16 protein-coding genes are annotated in these 18,721 nt (G+C 36.2%); 6 read left to right on the top strand and 10 right to left on the bottom strand.

What is annotated here, in order from left to right; all coding sequences use genetic code 11:
* Window positions 1-309 precede the first annotated feature (309 nt).
* Window positions 310-474 (bottom strand): bacteriocin-like protein, encoded by a 165-nt coding sequence (locus SCA31_RS16335; RefSeq protein ID WP_410698006.1) that lies wholly within the window; start codon window positions 472-474, stop codon window positions 310-312.
* A 253-nt stretch (window positions 475-727) separates the two neighbouring features.
* Window positions 728-1,678 (bottom strand): isopenicillin N synthase family dioxygenase, encoded by a 951-nt coding sequence (locus SCA31_RS16330; protein ID WP_410698005.1) that lies wholly within the window; start codon window positions 1,676-1,678, stop codon window positions 728-730.
* 84 nt (window positions 1,679-1,762) lie between these two features.
* On the opposite strand from SCA31_RS16330, the gene menD reads away from it, so the two are divergent.
* Window positions 1,763-3,439: a 2-succinyl-5-enolpyruvyl-6-hydroxy-3-cyclohexene-1-carboxylic-acid synthase gene (gene menD / locus SCA31_RS16325; protein WP_410698004.1), complete on the top strand. Its 1,677-nt coding sequence runs from the start codon at window positions 1,763-1,765 to the stop codon at window positions 3,437-3,439.
* Here menD and SCA31_RS16320 read toward each other — a convergent pair.
* Window positions 3,436-4,062, bottom strand: coding sequence for an aminotransferase class IV (locus tag SCA31_RS16320; RefSeq protein WP_410698003.1), 627 nt, complete (start codon window positions 4,060-4,062; stop codon window positions 3,436-3,438). The two genes, menD and SCA31_RS16320, sit on opposite strands and share 4 nt — an antisense overlap.
* Window positions 4,046-5,023 (bottom strand): aminodeoxychorismate synthase component I, encoded by a 978-nt coding sequence (locus SCA31_RS16315; RefSeq protein ID WP_410698001.1) that lies wholly within the window; start codon window positions 5,021-5,023, stop codon window positions 4,046-4,048. The genes SCA31_RS16320 and SCA31_RS16315 overlap by 17 nt, the downstream gene beginning before the upstream one ends.
* 47 nt (window positions 5,024-5,070) lie before the next feature.
* Here SCA31_RS16315 and SCA31_RS16310 point away from each other — a divergent pair, with 47 nt between their 5' ends.
* The 4 genes from SCA31_RS16310 (at window position 5,071) to SCA31_RS16295 (ending at window position 7,945) form a co-directional block, all read left to right on the top strand.
* On the top strand, window positions 5,071-5,793 hold the full coding sequence (locus tag SCA31_RS16310; protein ID WP_410698000.1) for a hypothetical protein: 723 nt from the start codon (window positions 5,071-5,073) through the stop codon (window positions 5,791-5,793).
* 72 nt (window positions 5,794-5,865) lie between these two features.
* The gene (locus SCA31_RS16305; RefSeq protein ID WP_410697999.1) at window positions 5,866-6,603 is read left to right on the top strand and encodes a beta-carotene 15,15'-monooxygenase; all 738 of its coding nucleotides are present in this window, start codon (window positions 5,866-5,868) and stop codon (window positions 6,601-6,603) included.
* An 18-nt stretch (window positions 6,604-6,621) separates the two neighbouring features.
* Window positions 6,622-7,698, top strand: coding sequence for an AI-2E family transporter (locus tag SCA31_RS16300; RefSeq protein ID WP_410697998.1), 1,077 nt, complete (start codon window positions 6,622-6,624; stop codon window positions 7,696-7,698).
* A gap of 19 nt (window positions 7,699-7,717) precedes the next feature.
* Entirely contained in the window at window positions 7,718-7,945 is a 228-nt protein-coding gene (locus tag SCA31_RS16295) for a DUF3820 family protein (protein WP_109623520.1), read from the top strand.
* A 77-nt stretch (window positions 7,946-8,022) separates the two neighbouring features.
* Here the strand turns inward: SCA31_RS16295 and uvrB are convergent, their stop codons facing one another.
* Window positions 8,023-10,014 (bottom strand): excinuclease ABC subunit UvrB, encoded by a 1,992-nt coding sequence (gene uvrB / locus SCA31_RS16290; protein ID WP_410697997.1) that lies wholly within the window; start codon window positions 10,012-10,014, stop codon window positions 8,023-8,025.
* A 199-nt stretch (window positions 10,015-10,213) separates the two neighbouring features.
* Between uvrB and SCA31_RS16285 the strand changes: the two genes are divergently transcribed.
* Window positions 10,214-11,431 (top strand): PQQ-dependent sugar dehydrogenase, encoded by a 1,218-nt coding sequence (locus SCA31_RS16285; protein WP_410697996.1) that lies wholly within the window; start codon window positions 10,214-10,216, stop codon window positions 11,429-11,431.
* 74 nt (window positions 11,432-11,505) lie between these two features.
* On the opposite strand, the gene SCA31_RS16280 is transcribed toward SCA31_RS16285, so the two are convergent.
* From SCA31_RS16280 to SCA31_RS16260, 5 genes are all read right to left on the bottom strand, one after another.
* Window positions 11,506-13,947 carry a TonB-dependent receptor plug domain-containing protein gene (locus SCA31_RS16280; protein WP_410697995.1) on the bottom strand — a complete coding sequence of 814 codons (2,442 nt, stop codon included), beginning with the start codon at window positions 13,945-13,947 and terminating at the stop codon, window positions 11,506-11,508.
* 161 nt (window positions 13,948-14,108) lie between these two features.
* Entirely contained in the window at window positions 14,109-15,266 is a 1,158-nt protein-coding gene (locus SCA31_RS16275; protein WP_410697994.1) for a pyridoxal phosphate-dependent aminotransferase, read from the bottom strand.
* A 1-nt stretch (window position 15,267) separates the two neighbouring features.
* On the bottom strand, window positions 15,268-16,344 hold the full coding sequence (locus SCA31_RS16270) for an FAD-dependent monooxygenase (protein WP_410697992.1): 1,077 nt from the start codon (window positions 16,342-16,344) through the stop codon (window positions 15,268-15,270).
* Window positions 16,345-16,623: 279 nt separating this feature from the next.
* Complete coding sequence (locus SCA31_RS16265; protein WP_410697991.1) at window positions 16,624-18,000, bottom strand: tryptophanase; 1,377 nt, start codon at window positions 17,998-18,000, stop codon at window positions 16,624-16,626.
* Window positions 18,001-18,088: 88 nt separating this feature from the next.
* Window positions 18,089-18,706: a DUF502 domain-containing protein gene (locus SCA31_RS16260; protein WP_106918085.1), complete on the bottom strand. Its 618-nt coding sequence runs from the start codon at window positions 18,704-18,706 to the stop codon at window positions 18,089-18,091.
* Window positions 18,707-18,721: the final 15 nt, after the last annotated feature.

Raw genomic sequence — 18,721 nt, 5'->3', positions numbered from 1 at the left:
AACGCGGGAGAGTAGGCCGCCGCCAGTTTTTATTTTATTTTTAAAATCCTTTATCATTGCGATAAAGGATTTTTTTTGTGCATATATACCACTATCCCCAACTCTGAGTATTTTAAATAATCGTGAATATAAGCTGTTTTAAAGCTATATATTTGAATGGATAGGTAAAAGGGTTGGTATTTAGATTTAAGACAATTTCAGCTGTCCTACGAGGTCACTTGAACTACCAATCATTATCAATAAAACTGGATTTATTAAAAAACCACTCGGGAATGAGTGGTGTCTTTTTAGGAACTAATTAGTTCTATCTTACACATCACTGTTCATATCCGGGCATTTGAAATCATTACTACAAGTAGCACAGATTACTGTTCCATTACAATAATACATACAGAAGTCTGGTTCAGGAAGTTGAACTCCGGCTCCAATAATAGCTTTTAATTGGTCTTTTCTTAATTTCTTTAGATTTTTCATATTGATTTAATTAAAAATTTGATAATAAAATAAAATTAATCAAAATATTATTAATTAAGCCTAATAAGTTTATTGAAATTAATAAAAGTAAGAAAGTGAGAAAAGAGAAGAATTTATATGAAAGATAGAAGAAGTATTCCTTTATATCTTATTTTAACAATCCCTGTATAGAGTATAGAATAAAAAAATAGTCAATAATTAATCATACTGTTACCAGCAAATGATCAATTATTGACTACTATAGATTAGTTTATTATTTCTTAATTAAACCCAGCTCAATAAGTCTTTCATGTAAGAATTCTCCTGCTGTAGTGTCTTCATACAATTTTGGGTTGTTTTCGTCTACACAGTTGTCAAGAGCATTTAAAGACATTGCACTGATTGGGTGCATAAAGAAAGGAATTGAATACCTTGAGGTGGTCCACATCTCTCTTGGCGGGTTTACCACTCTATGGATTGTTGATTTCAGTTTGTTGTTGGTATGTCTTGAAAGCATATCTCCAACATTGATCATCAATTCATCTGGTTCTGCAATTGCATCAATCCATTCTCCGTTGTGGTTTTGAACCTGAAGACCTTTACCCTGTGCTCCCATTAAAAGGGTGATTAGGTTGATGTCTCCATGAGCAGCAGCCCTTACGGCATCATCCGGTTCTTCTGTGATTGGCGGATAGTGAATAGGTCTTAGAATTGAGTTTCCTTCAGCGATCTTATCGTCAAAATAGAACTCATCTAATCCAAGGTGTAAAGCTAATGCTCTTAGAACATATTGTCCTGTTTTTTCAAGCATCTGGAATGCTTCTTTACCTACCTCGTTGAACTTCGGAAGTTCGTCAACGATTACATTGTCTGGGTACTCAGCTTTGTATTTTGAATCATCAGACACATATTGTCCAAAGTGCCAAAATTCTTTTAGGTCTCCTTTTTTGAAACCTTTTGCAGTCTCTTTACCGAATCCTACATAACCTCTTTGTCCACCAATGCCTGGAATTTCATACTTCTTTTTCGTTTCCACTGGTTGTTCAAAAAAGTTTTTTACCTCTCCATACAAATCATCTACAAGGGTGTCATTAAGAAAGTGGCCTTTTAAGGCTACAAAACCAATTTCTTCATAAGCTTTTCCGATTTCATTTACAAATTTCTGTTTGCGTTCCGGGTTGCCCGAAAGGAAATCACGCAGGTCTACACTAGGTATTTTATCCATTTTTAGAAATTTACGAATAGCAAAATTACATTTTTTTTAATTTAAATGATTTTAAAATCATTATTTATAAGTTAAATTTGCTGTATGAAAAAATATTCTTCCAAGAGAAGTATCCAAATACTTGCACATCTTCTTCAGCAGTATGGAATTGCAGACATTGTAATTTCACCGGGATCAAGGAATGCTCCTTTGGCGATTCACTTTTCAGAAGTGGATAGTTTTAACTGTTATAGCATTGTGGATGAAAGAAGTGCTGCTTTCGTTGCAATAGGAATGGCAAAAAGTGAAAAAAAACCGGTAGCAATTACCTGTACAAGCGGATCAGCGGTAGTTAATTACTATCCTGCTGTTACAGAAGCATTTTACCAGAATATTCCACTTTTAGTGCTTACAGCAGACAGGCCAACGGATTTTGTCGATATTTTTGATGGTCAGACGATCAGGCAGAAGGATGTTTTTCATCAGCACTCTTATGGGGATTTTCAGCTTTTGGAAGATAGTAAGGAGAATGCAGAAGATATTAATTTTGATACGATTAAAAAGGCTATCGAGCTTTGCTTTGAAAAGCAGGGACCGGTACATATTAATATTCCACTGGAAGAACCCTTGTATGAATTGGTTTCAGAGCTTCCTCCCTTCCCTACCGTTGAAAAAACGATTAGACATAAAGATTATGAGGTTCCATCCAATCTGATTGCAGAATGGCATACCTCCCAGAGAATTATGATATTGGTGGGAACCAGAGATTATAGTCCTGAATTGGAAAATCAATTGACACAATTGGTGAAAAACCATTCAGTGGTTGTGCTAAGTGAAGCAAATTCCAATCTTTACCACGAGAAGTTTTTCAGACATATAGACCGCTATATCTTCAATTTTACAGAAGAAGATTATAAAAAATATGCTCCGGATCTATTGATTACAGTGGGGCAGAATGTGGTTTCCAAAAAAGTTAAACAGTTTCTTAGAAGTGCGAGACCAAAGCAGCACTGGCATTTGGATGAAGTCTGGCAGCCTGATACCTACTTTTCATTAACAGAGAAAGTAGAAGTAAAACCTGAAGTTTTCTTCTCCAAATTATTGAAATTTATTAATCTGGAGCCTAGACCTTATTTTAACCTTTGGGATGTACTAAGAGATAAAAAAGATGCTAAACATCAGCAGTTTTTAAATACCGTTGAGTTTTCAGATTTTTATTTTTTTAATAAAGCATCACAAACAGTTCCTGAAAACTATAATATCCATTTTGCCAATTCTTCCGCGATCAGATATGCACAGTTGTTTGATTTTGGTAAAAGAAAAATGTATTGTAACCGTGGAACGAGTGGAATTGACGGTTCCACATCTACAGCAATGGGCTTTGCGATCAAAAATGCAAATCCTACTTTACTGATTACGGGTGACCTAAGCTTCTTTTATGATATCAATGGTCTTTGGAACCAATATATTCCTCCATTTGTAAGGATTATCATCTTTAATAATGGAGAAGGTAATATCTTTAAAATCATTCCGGGGCCAGGAAATGCAAACCCCAATACACTAGATGAGTTTATCGCTACAAAGCACCGCAAAAATGCTGAACATTTGGCAAAACATTTCGGGTTTTCCTACATTAGAGTAGAAGATGATTTAACGTTAGACAGAGTACTGGAGAATTTTTTCAAGCCAGATGCACTACCAAAAATTTTGGAAGTCAATACATACGGAAAGAATAGTGCAGATGTGCAGAAAGCTTACTTTAACTTTATGAAAGAAAACTAAAGATCAAGATATTCTTCATTCCCCGGCAGATTAATAATTCTGTCAATAGGGTAGATAAACATATCATCAAAATCATTTAAGGCGTTGATGAGTTGAAAGTGGCTGAATTGCTTTATATTTTGTAAGGTAATTTCAGCCTCTTTTATTTTTTTCTGTTTTAAAAGCTGTTGTCTTTGCACTCCATTTAGAAGATAAGTCGTGGGAGTAAGCCATTCCTTGCCTTTTAAAAATAAAAGATTGGAAAATGAAGTATCGGTGATATGGTTATTTTTTACAATGATAATTTCCTCAGCCTTAGACTTCATTTTCATTTTATCCAGTTCCTTACGATCTTCAAACTTGAAAGAATAATCGAAACTATTGTTTTCTACCAGCTGAAAGTCATGTATTTCGGGGATAGCATAGGGAATCATTTGAGTTCTTATCCTTTTATCCAGATCATAGGAAACTCTTAGTTTAAAAAGTCCGTCTTCATCGTGTTCTAGATTTTTGTAGATTTTGGACAGGTCAATAGAATCTTCTTTTCCAAAATTGGAAAATGTTTGATTGACACGTTTTTGATGGAGTTCTAATAGAAAAATTTCCTGATCTTCTACTTTAATGCTTTCAATGAATTGGGACATAGATTTTATTTTTCATTTCCTGATATTCGTCTTCTAATTTACTCATGTGCGTTATACCGCCTCCGCTTTTGAAATAGAGTTTACCCCCCTCTTTTTCTATAAAGCGTATCATTACACAGCTGTCTACGTTTTTACCGTCAAACCAGCCACAAACTCCCGTATAGTATCCTCTGTCATATCCTTCTGCATCCAGAATTATTTCCAGGGTTTTGGGTTTGGGAGCGCCCAAAATAGAACCGGCAGGAAGAAGCTTTTGCATAATACTTCCTACTTTTCCGTCAAATTCAGGCTTTACAATTCCTGAAATTTCAGAACTCATCGCGTAGAGATCCTTTTGCCTCGTTTTGATGAAGTCAATTTGCTGAAATTGCTCAACGTGTACATCATCTGCCACCATGCTCAAATCATTGCGAAGGAGGTCCACTACGGTATAATGTTCTGCTTTCTCCTTTTTGTCATTCTTCAAAATCTCAGCTGCATTTTCCAGCGAGGCATCAATGGTACCCTTCATGGGATAGGTTAAGATTTTGTTGTCTATAATCTTCACAAAAGTTTCAGGAGAAAAAAATACAAAAAAATCTTTATAAAAAACCTTATACTTGGCTTCGGAGTGATAAAAAATTTCTTTTAGCGCCAAATTGGTCTCAATTTCAGTTTTCCGGGTATAATTTACAAGATATGAATTTCCCAGGCGAATATTTTTTTGAACTTTATCAAAGCCTTTTTTGAAGCTTTCTAAAGTCTCCGGAAATGATTTCCATGCTATTTTTTTATTTAATTCAGGAACTTTCTCTATGGTTGAAAAGTTCTGAAAATCAATGATTAAGCCTGATTTTTTAATTTCATTTTCCTGATAGATTTCGACATTTTCTAAAAGGAAATCGATAACGAAAAAATAGGGAACCTTCCTAAGAGAAAGTTCGTCCATTTCTATAAATTTTTGATGATTCACTGAAAACATTCAGCAAAAATAATTATTGATGTTTACTTTTGCATAAAATTTTTATGATGCAGAGCAAATATCCTCAGAAACCGGGAATAGATTTTATATTGAAGCAGGCTTTTTATTATTGGAATAAAACATTAGTTTTCCAGTTGATGTTTTCAATAATCTTTTTTGGAATATTTCTTACTTCCCTATATTTCTTCGGAGTCAAATATGAAATATGGGAACAAAATCAAGTGTTAGCAGAAGCGCTTAACGAAGGGACGAAAGCCTATATGGAAAAAATATCCCAATTAAGTGCCACAGAAAACTATCAAATGTTTACATTGGCAATCTGGGGGACTACAGCATTTCTATATCCTTTAAATCTTGGATTGTTTCAAATCTTCAGAAAACTTGATCTTCAGGAAAAGATTGTACTGGGAGACCTGTTTGTAGGATACAACGGACTCAATTTTTTTAAGTATCTGGGCTATTACCTTTTCTGGTTTATGATCTACAGACTGACAGTTCCTACGGTGCTATTGGCTGTGATTTGGGTTGCAATGACTGTATTTGTAGCACCATTGATGTTTTTTACCGATAAAAGAATCTTCGAAGCAATTTCTTTAAACTTTAAGGCACTCAAGATGTACTTTATAGAAATAATGGTGTGTGTATTTGTAGCGGTCCTATTTAAGTATTTGGGGTTCACTTTGTTTTTAATAGGAGGATTATTTACATTTCCTTTCTGGAATGCCATGATCTATTCCCTATATAAAACAGTTTTTTCTGAGAAAAAGTAAATTTCAGCAGTGTTTAATGTGTTTTTTTATCAAAAAAAGTTAAATTTGGTAAAATCATAAAATATTTAAACTATGTCTGAATTTAACGAATTTGATCAGCAAGGTTCTGTCCCAAACAGGGAAACGGGATCAATTATTTCGCATGCCTTTGAAATGTATAAAGGAATATTTGGTTATGCCATTGTTGCCATGATAATTTATATAGCGGGTGGATTTATCATTCAAGCGGTTACCGGATTTAATTCTGCTGCCATAATGGAGGAAATGCAATCCTCAGGGGATTACTCAAATTTCAGATATTGGGAAACTCCTGGTTTTTCATCGTATATGACTTTCTCCAGCCTTTTTTTACTCTTACTGACTCCTTTGTATGTAGGTTTAATTTATATGGTAAATAAGTTCAATACAAAAAATCCAATTGAATTCTCTGACCTGTTTATTGGATATCGTCAGAATCTAGTTAATATATTGATCTATAGCTTTATTTCAGGGATTATTTCCTCTATTGCAATGGGGCTTTGCTTTTTACCTTTTCTATTTGTTTATCCTTTCCTATTGTTAGGGTATCCTATTTTATTATTCGAAAATGCATCAGCTATGGATGCGTTAAGCAGATCATTCAATATTGCAAAAGAAAATTATGGAACTTTCCTGGTAACAAGTCTTTTGGGATTGTTAATTTCTGGTGCAGGAATCATTCTTTGTGGAATCGGACTTATTGTAACGGCTCCGTTTATTATGATTGTCATGTATTCCACGTATTGTGCGTACCTTGGAAAGCCAAGACAAATAATGTTTAAACAACAATAAAATATAAAAACATACGCGATGAATAAAGATAATCAGATAAGCAGTGTTGCCATAAAGCAAGTCGCCCTGCTGGCCATTATTTTGATATTGGCAGGATTGATCTGCTTTAATCTGGCCTTATTTATTCCATCGGTTTTAGGGGCTATTACCATTTATGTTGTTTGCCGAAAGTATAACTTTTATCTCCAGGAAGAAAAAAAATGGAAATCTTCTCTTGCTGCATTTACTTTAATGTTTGCAAGTCTTATTGTTCTGATTTTACCGATTTATTTTATTGCAGACCTTATCATTGATAAATTAGGAAATGCACAAGCCTATATGGCTAAGTTTAATGTGTTTTTAGATAAGATACATTCCTATATCTATTCAAAGACAGGGTTTGATATTCTGAGTAAGGAAAATATGAACAAACTGAAAGATTCTGTAGGTAAATTTTCAACTTCAGCAGTTAGTGGGACTTTCAATACCCTTACCGTGGTGATGTCCATGTATTTTATTCTTTACTTTATGCTGGATAAACCAAGGTTATTTGAAAGAATCCTCACTACTTCCGCACCATTAAAGAGATCCAACATTTCATTAATTGGCGATAAAATGAGGAAGCTGATTATGGCCAATGCTATTGGGATTCCTGTTGTTGCAGTTGGGCAGGGGATTGTAGCACTTATAGGCTATCTTATATTCGGAGCCCCGGGAGCTATCCTTCTTTTTGCTTTAACGGCTGCAGCATCGGTTATTCCTGTTGTTGGGACGGCAATCATTTATGTCCCGGTCTGTATCTTTATGATCGCAGAGGGAAATACTGTACAAGGAGTAGGTTTGGCTATTTATTGTGTGGTGGTGGTAGGACTTACGGATAATCTGCTTCGTTTTACTCTTCTGAAGAAATTGGAGAATATTCACCCTCTCAATACAGTATTCGGAATTATCATGGGAATGAATCTATTTGGCTTTATGGGGCTTATTTTCGGTCCTATTCTGATTTCGCTTACTCTTCTTTTGATACAGGTGTACAGGAATGAGTTTTCGGACAAAAATGCTCACCCCGATCTGGAATTACCCAATGATGAAAATATAGAAAATAGATTAATTTAATTAGATAAACGTGGAGGGAATAAATCCGGAAATATTAAAGGAAATTTGTGTTTTTAAAATGCCATTTGGAAAATATGAGGGCACGATATTGGTTGATCTTCCGATTAGCTACCTTGAATGGTTTCATCGCAACGGAATGCCTAAAGGAAAATTGGGAATGCAGCTGGCAACAGTTTATGAAATCAAATTAAATGGTTTGATGGATCTGTTAGCTCCAATCAGGGCATCCGTAAGAAATGGCTTGTAAAAATAAAACAGATCATTTTTAAAAGATACAGTTATGGCGGCTTCGAAGAAGCCGCCATAACTCATTTATAAGATCAATTAAGCTTTTAGGGCTGCAATTTCATCCCTTAATTTAGCCGCTTTTATAAAGTCAAGACTTTTAGCCGCTGCTTCCATTTCTTTTTGCTTCTGCTCAATCATTTTTTCAATATCTTCACCCGCATAGGTAGCCTTGGCTTCTGCTACTTTTTGCATAATTTCCTTTTGAGTGTATTTTTCATCCGGGAAGTCTTTGCTTCTTCCAACAAGGTTTTCGGATATCTTTTTATTTAAGGCTTGTGGCTTCTGGTTATGATCTTCATTATACTGCATCTGCTTGGCACGCCTGTATTCCGTTTCGTCCAGTGTTGCCTGCATAGATTTGGTAATCTTGTCCGCATACATGATGGCTTTTCCATTAATATTTCTTGCCGCACGTCCCACTGTCTGAATCATTGATCTTCGGCTTCTCAACATTCCCTCCTTGTCAGCATCCAAAATAGCAACTAGTGAAACTTCTGGTAGATCCAACCCTTCTCGTAATAAATTTACCCCAATCAATACATCAAAAAGTCCTAAACGTAAATCCTGCATGATTTGAATACGTTCCAGAGTTTCTACGTCAGAATGGATATATCTTGTTCTGATTCCGAATTTTACAAAGTACTTGGTAAGCTCTTCAGCCATTTTCTTCGTTAAGGTAGTCACTAAAACCCTTTCGTCAGCATCAGATCTCTTTTGAATTTCTTCCATTAAATCATCAATCTGGTTCAAAGAAGGTCTTACCTCAATGATAGGATCCAATAATCCTGTGGGACGAATGATCTGCTCAATATAGGCTCCTCCGGTTTTTTCCAGTTCATAATCAGCGGGGGTAGCGGAAACATAAATTACCTGATTTTGTATTCCTTCAAACTCCTCAAATTTTAAAGGCCTGTTATCCATTGCTGCAGGAAGTCTGAAGCCGTATTCTACCAACGATTCCTTTCGGCTTCGGTCTCCACCGTACATGGCATGAACCTGAGGTACCGTTACATGGCTTTCATCAATCACCATCAAGAAATCCTTTGGGAAATAATCAATCAGACAGAAAGGTCTTGTCCCCGGAAGTCGGCCATCAAGATATCTTGAATAATTCTCAATTCCTGAACAATATCCCAGCTCTTTGATCATCTCAAGGTCCAGTTCGGTTCTTTCCTGAAGTCTTTTGGCTTCCAGAGGCTTTCCGATAGAGCTGAAGAAATCAACCTGCTTTAGCATATCGTCCTGAATATGCTTAATAGCTCCATTTAATGTATCCTTTGATGTTACGAAAAGATTAGCAGGGTAAATCTGTATCTGATCAAAACTGGAGTCTACATTTCCTGTTACAGGATCAAAGCTTTGTATTTTCTCAATCTCGTCTCCAAAGAACTGAACTCTGATAGCATTATCTGCATAAGCAGGAAAAACATCAATTACATCTCCTTTTACCCGGAATGTACCTCTTTGAAATTCATTTAATGTTCTTGCATATAAAGCATTAACCAAAGAATGAAGAAGCGCTGTTCTTGTTACCTTGTCTCCAATGGCAATGGAAATTAAGGACTTATGGAACTCCGTTGGATTTCCAATACCATAAATACATGAAACAGAAGCTACAATCAATACATCTCTTCTCCCTGAAAGAAGACTGGCTGTTGCAGAAAGACGCAGCTTTTCAACCTCTTCATTGATGCTCAGGTCTTTTTCAATATAGGTTCCTGTTGTTGCAATATAGGCCTCCGGCTGATAGTAATCATAGTAACTGACAAAATATTCTACAGCATTTTCCGGAAAGAATTCTTTAAACTCCATAAAAAGCTGTGCAGCCAAAGTTTTATTATGAGCCAAAACCAAGGTGGGACGTTGAACATTTTGAACAACATTCGCTACGGTAAAGGTTTTTCCGGATCCTGTTACCCCAAGAAGAGTCTGGTACTTTTCACCAATCTCTATTCCCTCAGTAAGTTTTTCGATGGCTAGAGGCTGATCCCCTGTAGGTTTATATTCTGATTGAAGCTTAAAATCCATAAGAAAAGAATGTATACAACAAAAATACGAAAGAAATAATTAGGGTACATCAACTTTGTTTCTTTTCAGAATCGGCTTGTTTAATCTCTTTCATTCTATAATATTGTAATTTGTTCTATAGGGGTAGAATAGAAATTTAACTACACAAATTTTATGGCATTATTTTTCCATTCATTTTAGATCATCTAATCATAATGTTATGAAAATCAGTCAATTTTATATTCCGGCAATGAGCGTTTTTTTGATTTTATCTTCATGCCAAAAGAACCATGCCAATGCACAGCAAATTGGAAATGACGGCAGTGTTGAAACAGAAAGACCTAATTCTGAATACGAACCCGCATTCAAGGGACAGACAAGAATTAAGGCAGTGAAAACAACTACAGCTTATCAAGTAGAGGTATTGAACAAAGAGCTGGGAAAACCTTGGGGAATTATCAATTTACCGGATGATAGTTTTCTTATTACGGATAAAAGAGGTTCCATGAATGTTGTTTCAAAAGACGGAAAGCAGGTTTCTAAAATTGATGGATTTCCAAAGGTAGACTCCAAAGGCCAGGGAGGAATGCTCGATGTAGCACTTGATCCTGATTTCAAGACGAATAATATTATTTATTTCAGTTTTTCAGAACCATTTGGTAATGGAAATTTAACTTCTGTGGCCAAAGGGAAGCTTTCTGCAGATCTTAAAACTATTGCAGAGGTAAAGGTAATTTTCCGTGCAGAACCTTCCTATGATGGAGACAAGCACTATGGGAGCAGACTGGTTTTTGATAAAGATGGAAACTTGTTTGTAAGTACGGGAGAAAGGTCAGATAAGGAAACTCGTGTATATGCTCAAAAAACAGATAATTACTTAGGCAAAATAATCAAGATTACAAAGGAAGGAATGCCGGCACCGGGTAATCCATTTGTGGGCAGACAAGGATATAAGCCTGAAATTTATGCTTATGGAGTCCGAAATCCTCAAGGTTTGGCGATAGATCCCAACGGGAATCTTTGGGATGTTGAAATGGGTCCCAGAGGTGGAGATGAAATTAATCTTATTGAGCCTGGAAAAAATTATGGTTGGGGAGATGTAACCTATGGGATTGAATATTCCGGAGATAAAGTAGGACAAGGGATTACTCAGAAAAAAGGTACGGAGCAACCGGTTTATTACTGGGATCCTGTAATATCTCCTAGCGGGGTTACTTTCTACACCGGAAATATTGATGAATGGAAAGGAAATCTTTTCATTGGCTGCTTAAGCGGTGAGCATATTAACAGAATCGTAATGAAAGATAATAAGGTTGTAGGTGAGGAACGTCTTCTGACAGATCAAAATGAGCGCTTTAGGGATGTACTGAACGGATTGGATGGTAATTTATACGCTGTTACAGACAGTGGAAAATTGTATAGAATTTCAAAAAAATAAAAACAAAAACTCCTGAAAATATCTTCGGGAGTTTTTTGTAGAGATGTGGGAAAGAGAATGATCTTTCCATTTGATTAAAATTTAAAATTAAGTCTGGCAAAGACTTGTCTTCCTGCAAATCCCATTTGTACAGGATCGAAAATTCCTCCGGATTCTGTGTTTCCAGTAGTTACCTGTGTTGTCTGCAGTGTTGGGTATCTGTTAAATACATTTTTGCTTCCAAGTGTTAAGTTAAGATTCTTTGAAAACTCATATCCAAAAGAGATGTCGGTGGTTACTTTTGGGTTGTAGATCTGTTCTGCATCGTCGTATCCAATCAGTGTAACTTTGTCAAACCTCACAAGTTGCAGATTGACATTGAATCTGCTGATCTTGTAATTAAGATTTAGATTGATCTTTGTCTTAGGAGCAGATGCAAGAATAAATCCTCTTTCTCTTTGGCTTAAATATATATTTTCTTTTCCGGCCAATTGTTCTGAAGTATTCACTTTTGTGATCTCCATATCATTGTAATTTCCAGCTAAAGTGGCGGTCAGTTTTCCAGAGCCTAAAGTCTCATTGTAGCTTAGGATAACATCAATTCCCTTTGTTCGGGTGTCGATGGCATTGGAAAAGAACTGTGCCTGATCAATGTATGGATAATCAGCTTGAACACCAAGAGGAAGTTCATCCCTTGAAAAATTTCCTGTGAGTACAATCCTGTTTTTTACACTGATATAATATCCATCTATTGTCGCTGTAAATTTTCCTGTATTAAAAGTGAATCCTGCACTTCCGTTGACGGATGTTTCCTGTTTTAGCTGATCAATTCCCACTCTTTTTGCCAGATCACTGTCATTAGAAGCTAATTGAATGGTTACCAGCTGGCCGCCCTGGAAATTGGTAAATTGCTGAGCGTAATATTTCTGAGCAAGAGAAGGGGCCCTAAAGCCGGTAGAAACAGATCCGCGGAAAGCCAATTGTGGAGTAATGGCATATCGCGTGGCAAACTTACCATTTAAGGTGCTTCCAAAATCATTGTAATTTTCAAACCTTCCTGCTATACTGATCATCCATTTTTTTGTAATATCCAGTTCGGTATCTACATAAGCTGCAAAATTATTTCTGCTCTTACCAATATCTGTAGAATAGCCCGGGAATCCCTGGGAGCCTCCCGGTCTTACTTCGCCACTTAAAGGATTTTTAACTAATAGGCTTTCCGGTGTGCCAGGTGTTACCGGGTTTCCATTGATGTCATACATGGTATAAGAAGCTTCTTCTCCTTTGATAATTTCAAATTTTTCATATCTGAATTCTGAACCAAAGGCAACATTAAGCCCCTCCAGGACTTTAAATTGTCTGACAGCATTAAAGCCTGTTGTATTTTGAAGCAAGCTGTGTCCTCCTGCATAGAAGTTAGTAGGAGATTTTGTTCCTAGAGTGGCATTGACTGTGTTATTAATATCATAGGTAAATCTATTATTACCAAATGCATTGTAAAAATCAACATCCCAATTGGCAACCTTAAACTTCAAGCCATTGTCAAAGGTAAAATCTGTAATGCTCGTGTCCTCAATGGGATTGAAACCTGTAGGATAGATTTCGGGGATATTTCCATCTGCGTCAGCTGTTCTGGTCCACGCATAGGCTTTGGTATTTCTATGGGAGAACCCTTGACGGGAATAGAAAGTAAGCCCATCAGACAATGGCAACTCAATATTTCCGAAAAAGTAAACATTTTGAGCTTTTGCATCTCCAAAGCGTTGTCTGGGGCCTAATGTCGGCTGATTGTAAATATCAGGATTAGCATTTCTTATCGCATAATCTTTATTAATAAATTCTGCAGTGAAGTTTCCGAATCCTCCTTTTGATCCTATTTTTGTTCCCAGATTTCCATTGAAGTTAAAGGTCATCCCGTCTACTTTATGATCAGATACAATATCATTGTTTCCTGGACTTTTAAAAAGGTTCATTCCATAAAAAGCATTTCCCTCAAAGCCTTTATCCCGATCATTAAGAATAACATTGATTACCCCGGCTATGGCATCAGACCCATATTGAGCAGAGGCTCCATCACGCAGAACTTCCACCCTTTTAATGGCCCCAATCGGAATGGTATTCATGTCGTAACCTGTATTCCCTCTTCCTTTGGTGCCAAAGAGGTTAATTAATGAAGATTGATGGTATCTTTTTCCGTTAAGTAAAAGCAGGGTTTGATCCGGCCCTAATCCTCGTAATGTAGCTGGATCTACAGCGTCAGCACCATCTGATCCCGACTGTTTATTAGAATTAAAAGAAGGGGCGGCAAACTGCAAGAGCTGGTTTACTTCCACTTGTCCGGTTGCCTGGCTTACCTGCTTGATGTCAATAACATCAATAGGTACGGGAGTGTTGATAACCGTTCTTTTTTTGTTCCTGCTTCCGGTAATGGCGACTTCCTCTATTTTTGATTCTTTTGCAAGGGTATCCTTTACCTGTTGTGCATACGATAGAGTAGAAACGCCAAGGAAAATGATGCTTATGTATTTTACCTTCATATTGATAATTTTGTGTGGTGGTTAACTCAAAATTATCAATATTTATTCTTAAATCATCATTAAAATTAATTAATTGTTATGGATATCTTAATTTTATATCATTTTTAATGAATGAAAGAAAAATAATAATCAATCATCATATTTTAATGAAAATTATAAATTTAAAAGCTGGTAATGATTCTGTTAAGGCCTTCCTCTAAAATTTCCTGTGAAGTAGAGAAGCAGATTCTGATATGTCCCTCGGCCCCTTTTCCGAACCATCTTTCTGACCCGGGAACAATGGCCACTTTTCCTTGCTGTAAAACATGCTGTGTAAATTGGTCGCTAGACATTCCGTTTTCAATCTTCGGGAATAATACGAAGGTGGCTTCTGGGAGATTGGGAGTTACTATTTCTGAGCGGCTCAGTATTTTAAAGGCAAGATCACGGTTATGCTGCAGATGATTCAAAAACTCTTTATACCATGGTTTTGCTTTTTCCAATGCTACACTTCCTGCAATCTGTGATAAGGTAGAAACTCCCTCTATGGTAGAATTGAAATTTGATTTCTCTATAAAGTCCTCAAGGATTTCCTGGTCATTACACAGAACGGCACCAATCCTCAATCCTGCAATTCCAAATGATTTTGAAAATCCGTAGACGGTAAAGCTCTTTTTCTTTGCTTCATCAGAAACAGATGAATAGGTATAAAAATCTTTGTTATCATAAATAATATCACTCCATATCTCATCACTCATCACCCATAAATCATGAGTAGAAGCAATTTCAGAGACCTTTTTCAGTGTTTCTTTAGAATAAACCTTGCCGAGTGGATTATGTGGATTGCATATGCTGATAAGTTTGGTTTTTGGAGTAATTAACGAAACCAGTTTTTCAAAATCAATCTCTCCTGTTGTAGTATCAACAGGGCATAACCTTACTGTACCACCAGCCGTTTCCACAGACTTTTTAAACAAGAAATCTACAGGATCAAGAATAATGGCTTCGTCACCAGGTTGTAAAACATAGGATGCAATCAGAAACATTCCTTGTGCTGCGCTATTCACGGCAAGGACATTGTCAGGAGAAAAGGTTCCCTGTTTTTCCTTATTGAAATAGTCTGAAACACTTTTTTTAAATTCCGGAAGACCGGAAAATGGCCCGTAGCTTAAATAGCCGTCTTTAATATATTCAATGATTCCCTGTTCTATCTCCGGAGCTGTCCTGAAATCCGGATCGGCGGCAGTTAAGGGAATAATGCCGTCTTCAAGTGTAGCCCATCTTCCATTGTAGGCTTTTCTTTTTAATGCTTCAAAGTTGATATCGTTATTGGTGAACATTTTATTTATAAGATATGGGTAAAATATTATCTGTATGTTGATCCATCGGGAGCAAAAACTGTTTCAGTAATGCTCTGCCATTTTTGATGTGAGTTTCAATTTCCGGTTTTCTTTCTGCCTCATATTTTTTGAAAGCTTCCGTTGTATTATCTTCTTCAACTAAATATTTAGTTAGTGTATAAGAGTCCTTTAGCGCTGAGGTTACACCCTGGCTTGTAAATGGTATAAGAGGGTGTGCTGCATCACCAATGAATACAATGTTATCTATATGAAATGGATTGAGTTCTTCCAATTCATATACACACCATAAATGTACGTTTTCGTAACTGGATTTTTGTATGATTGATGATACTAATGGATGCCAATCTTCAAAAATATCAAGCATGTATTTCTTTAAATTATCGGAAGAGCATTCATTGACCTTGTATTTTTCATTATCAAATTGAGAATACCAGAGAATGGTGTCATGAGAAAGTTTAAGGATTCCAAAAGTAAGTCCTCCTTGATCATGATGGAATTTCATAAAGTCATTCTCTATGCTGTCTGCTATTTCCTTATCCTGAATAATGTTGACAACCTCGTTTTCTCTTACTGTTCTCATCTTTTCATCTTTAAAGAGGCTTCTTCTGATCCTGCTTCTGGAACCATCAGAAATAATAGCAATGTCAACTTCAATATAAGTTCCGTCAGACTGCTTCAGACTTCCTTTTTGTCGATCGCAGAGAATTACTGTTTTTTCATATGTTATTTTTTCTGGCGAGATCTTCCGGGATAAAAGATTAATTAATGAATGTCTTGAAATTGCAAAAACATTGTTGAGGTCTTTTTCTGCGAGTTTCTTTCCTTTATGAGAGTATTGTATATACTTTTTCAGAAAACTTCCATGTTCAAAAAGAAGGGCACGGTCAATAATCTGGGTTAGATATTCTATTCCCTCTTGTGGAATGAGAAAACCATGACCTGCAAGATCTTCCTTTTTTCTTCTTTCGTAGATGTGGTAGTCCATCTTATGTTTTTCGAGATAATTCGCTATGCTTAAGCCGGAAATACCAGCGCCTACGACAGCAACTTTGTTCATTTTCAGAATAATAGTTTTTTTCAGGTTAGTGTTTAAGTTATTTTTTAATCTGCATTTAGATCGGCACAAAATTAAAGTAAAAACATTCACTATTTTGAAAAAATAAATTATTTTGATTGCGGATTTTTGAAATGTTGGATAAAAAGCATAAGATGCAAAAAAAAAAATAAAGTAATATTTTGAAGATGATAACTATTCAGAAGATGAGGTCATGAGAATCTATTTATCATAAAGCTTTAATATAAAAAAACCGGAAAAAATTCCGGTTTTGCTTTATCATTATGCTTTTTCAAGCTGAACAGTAAAGTGTCTTAAAATCTCTGGCTCCCAAGTGATTTTATAACCTTTAGCTATTTCTTCGCGTCTTTCATATACGTTCTTTATGGCTGCTGCAATATAGTCCATATGGTTATTGGTATACGTTCTTCTAGGAATAGCAAGGCGTACCAATTCTAGCTTCGGATAACGGTTTTGTCTTGTTTCCGGGTCCCTGTCTGCTAATAATGTTCCGATTTCAACAGTTCTGATTCCTGCTTCTTTATAAATTTCAAGACCCAAAGTCTGAGCAGGATATTCCTCGCGTGAAACATTTGGAAGGAAATTTAATGAATCAATGAAAACAGCATGTCCTCCAATTGGTTTTTGAACAGGAATTCCATATTCAATCAATTTGTTACCAAGATATTCAACCTGGGAGATTCTGCTTTCAAGATAAGCGAATTCAGTTGCCTCATCAAGTCCTACAGCCAATGCTGCCATATCTCTTCCTGCCATTCCGCCATAGGTAATAAACCCTTCGTAGATGATCGTGAAATTAGATGCTTTTCTAAAGATTTCCTCACTGTTTAGAGCGATAAATCCACCGATATTTACCAATCCATCCTTTTTAGAACTCATAGTCATCCCGTCACCATAGGAGAAGATTTCCTTGCAAATTTCCTTGATAGTTCTGTTCTCCTGACCCTTTTCTCTTTTTTTAATGAAATAGGCATTTTCTGCAAATCTTGCTGAATCAAAGAATACAGGAATTCCATATTGATCAGAAAGTTCTTTTACGGCTTTCATGTTCTCTAAAGAAACAGGCTGGCCTCCTGAAGAATTACAGGTAATGGTAATCAGACAGAAAGGGATGTTTTCCTTAGGATGACTTTTATAAACCTCCTCCAGCTTTTCAAGGTTGATATTTCCTTTGAATGGATGCAAATCATTAATATCAAAAGCTTCGTCTATTGTACAGTCGATGGCATGTGCCTTTCTGATTTCAATGTGTCCCTTTGTGGTATCGAAGTGAGAGTTACCCGGAACTACACTTCCTTCTTTTACCAATACAGAGAAAAGAACATTTTCAGCAGCTCTTCCCTGATGGGTTGGTAATAGGTATTTGAATCCGGTAATTCTTTCAACTGTATTCTGTAATTGTTCAAAAGAGCGTGATCCCGCATAGCTTTCATCTCCGGTCATCAAGGCACCCCATTGTCTGTCAGACATTGCTCCGGTTCCTGAATCTGTCAGCAGATCAATATATACGTGTGAAGATTTTAAATTGAAGAGATTATAATTGGCTTCTTTAAGCCATTGTTCTCTTTCTTCTCTGGTGGATTGATAGATTTCTTCCACCATTTTAATGCGGAAAGGCTCCGCGTACGGTAATTTCATGAGTTAATTATGTTTTAAATTGTTTGTAAAGAAAATGTGTTTGAAAATAATTTTCAAATTCATCAAAGTATAGATAAGGTAATAGAGTTTACTCCGGAGCCTTAAATATATTTTCATCAGAATGGAATCCTGCTACACCACCGCTTACTGCAAACTTCATTGCAGAGGCAGCTGTCATTCCCACTACAGGTTTGATGTTTTTTTCTTCCGTAACAATTACCCACCCCGAAATTGCGTACGAGTGGGGTAAATATACCGCAACGTAATTATGTTTGTCAACGTCCGACATTTCTTTTTGGGTTAAAAAACCAATCCTCCAGATCTCCGGATTTTCGTTGGTTTTTACCCATACAGGATCGTTGAATTTTTTCTTGTCACCCACAAATGAAGACATGACGTCTTTAGTAGGAGTATAAATGTGTTTTACTCCGGGAGTCTTTTCCAATAAACTATCCATAGTGTCGAAGAAAAATCTTCCCACCACAAATTTATTTCCAAGAAACCCTAAAATAGCAGTAAATAATATGGTTGATACGAAAACAAGCCCAGGAACCTGTTTTGCAAGCGAAGGAACAAGATTGTCAATAGCGCTGACAATATACCAGATTACAAAAATGGTCAGCCCAATAGGTCCAATAATAACCAGTCCCTGAAAAAAGTTTTTCAGAAAAAAATTGGTAATGCTTTCAAAGCTTGGTTTCTTCAACGTTTATTTTTTACT

The sequence above is a fragment of the Chryseobacterium sp. SIMBA_028 genome, assembly GCF_046535285.1.
In the GTDB taxonomy this organism is placed as follows: Bacteria; Bacteroidota; Bacteroidia; order Flavobacteriales; family Weeksellaceae; genus Chryseobacterium.
Note: the sequence above shows the minus strand (reverse complement) of the source record. Positions and strands in the feature narration are given on the sequence as shown.

Excerpts from the sequence above, each read along its gene's own strand:
- SCA31_RS16335 (WP_410698006.1), bottom strand. The coding sequence starts at position 474 with ATGAAAAATCTAAAGAAATTAAGAAAAGACCAATTAAAAGCTATTATT.
- SCA31_RS16330 (WP_410698005.1), bottom strand. The coding sequence starts at position 1,678 with ATGGATAAAATACCTAGTGTAGACCTGCGTGATTTCCTTTCGGGCAAC.
- menD (WP_410698004.1), top strand. The coding sequence starts at position 1,763 with ATGAAAAAATATTCTTCCAAGAGAAGTATCCAAATACTTGCACATCTT.
- SCA31_RS16320 (WP_410698003.1), bottom strand. The coding sequence starts at position 4,062 with ATGTCCCAATTCATTGAAAGCATTAAAGTAGAAGATCAGGAAATTTTT.
- SCA31_RS16315 (WP_410698001.1), bottom strand. The coding sequence starts at position 5,023 with ATGTTTTCAGTGAATCATCAAAAATTTATAGAAATGGACGAACTTTCT.
- SCA31_RS16310 (WP_410698000.1), top strand. The coding sequence starts at position 5,071 with ATGCAGAGCAAATATCCTCAGAAACCGGGAATAGATTTTATATTGAAG.
- SCA31_RS16305 (WP_410697999.1), top strand. The coding sequence starts at position 5,866 with ATGTCTGAATTTAACGAATTTGATCAGCAAGGTTCTGTCCCAAACAGG.
- SCA31_RS16300 (WP_410697998.1), top strand. The coding sequence starts at position 6,622 with ATGAATAAAGATAATCAGATAAGCAGTGTTGCCATAAAGCAAGTCGCC.
- uvrB (WP_410697997.1), bottom strand. The coding sequence starts at position 10,014 with ATGGATTTTAAGCTTCAATCAGAATATAAACCTACAGGGGATCAGCCT.
- SCA31_RS16285 (WP_410697996.1), top strand. The coding sequence starts at position 10,214 with ATGAAAATCAGTCAATTTTATATTCCGGCAATGAGCGTTTTTTTGATT.
- SCA31_RS16280 (WP_410697995.1), bottom strand. The coding sequence starts at position 13,947 with ATGAAGGTAAAATACATAAGCATCATTTTCCTTGGCGTTTCTACTCTA.
- SCA31_RS16275 (WP_410697994.1), bottom strand. The coding sequence starts at position 15,266 with ATGTTCACCAATAACGATATCAACTTTGAAGCATTAAAAAGAAAAGCC.
- SCA31_RS16270 (WP_410697992.1), bottom strand. The coding sequence starts at position 16,344 with ATGAACAAAGTTGCTGTCGTAGGCGCTGGTATTTCCGGCTTAAGCATA.
- SCA31_RS16265 (WP_410697991.1), bottom strand. The coding sequence starts at position 18,000 with ATGAAATTACCGTACGCGGAGCCTTTCCGCATTAAAATGGTGGAAGAA.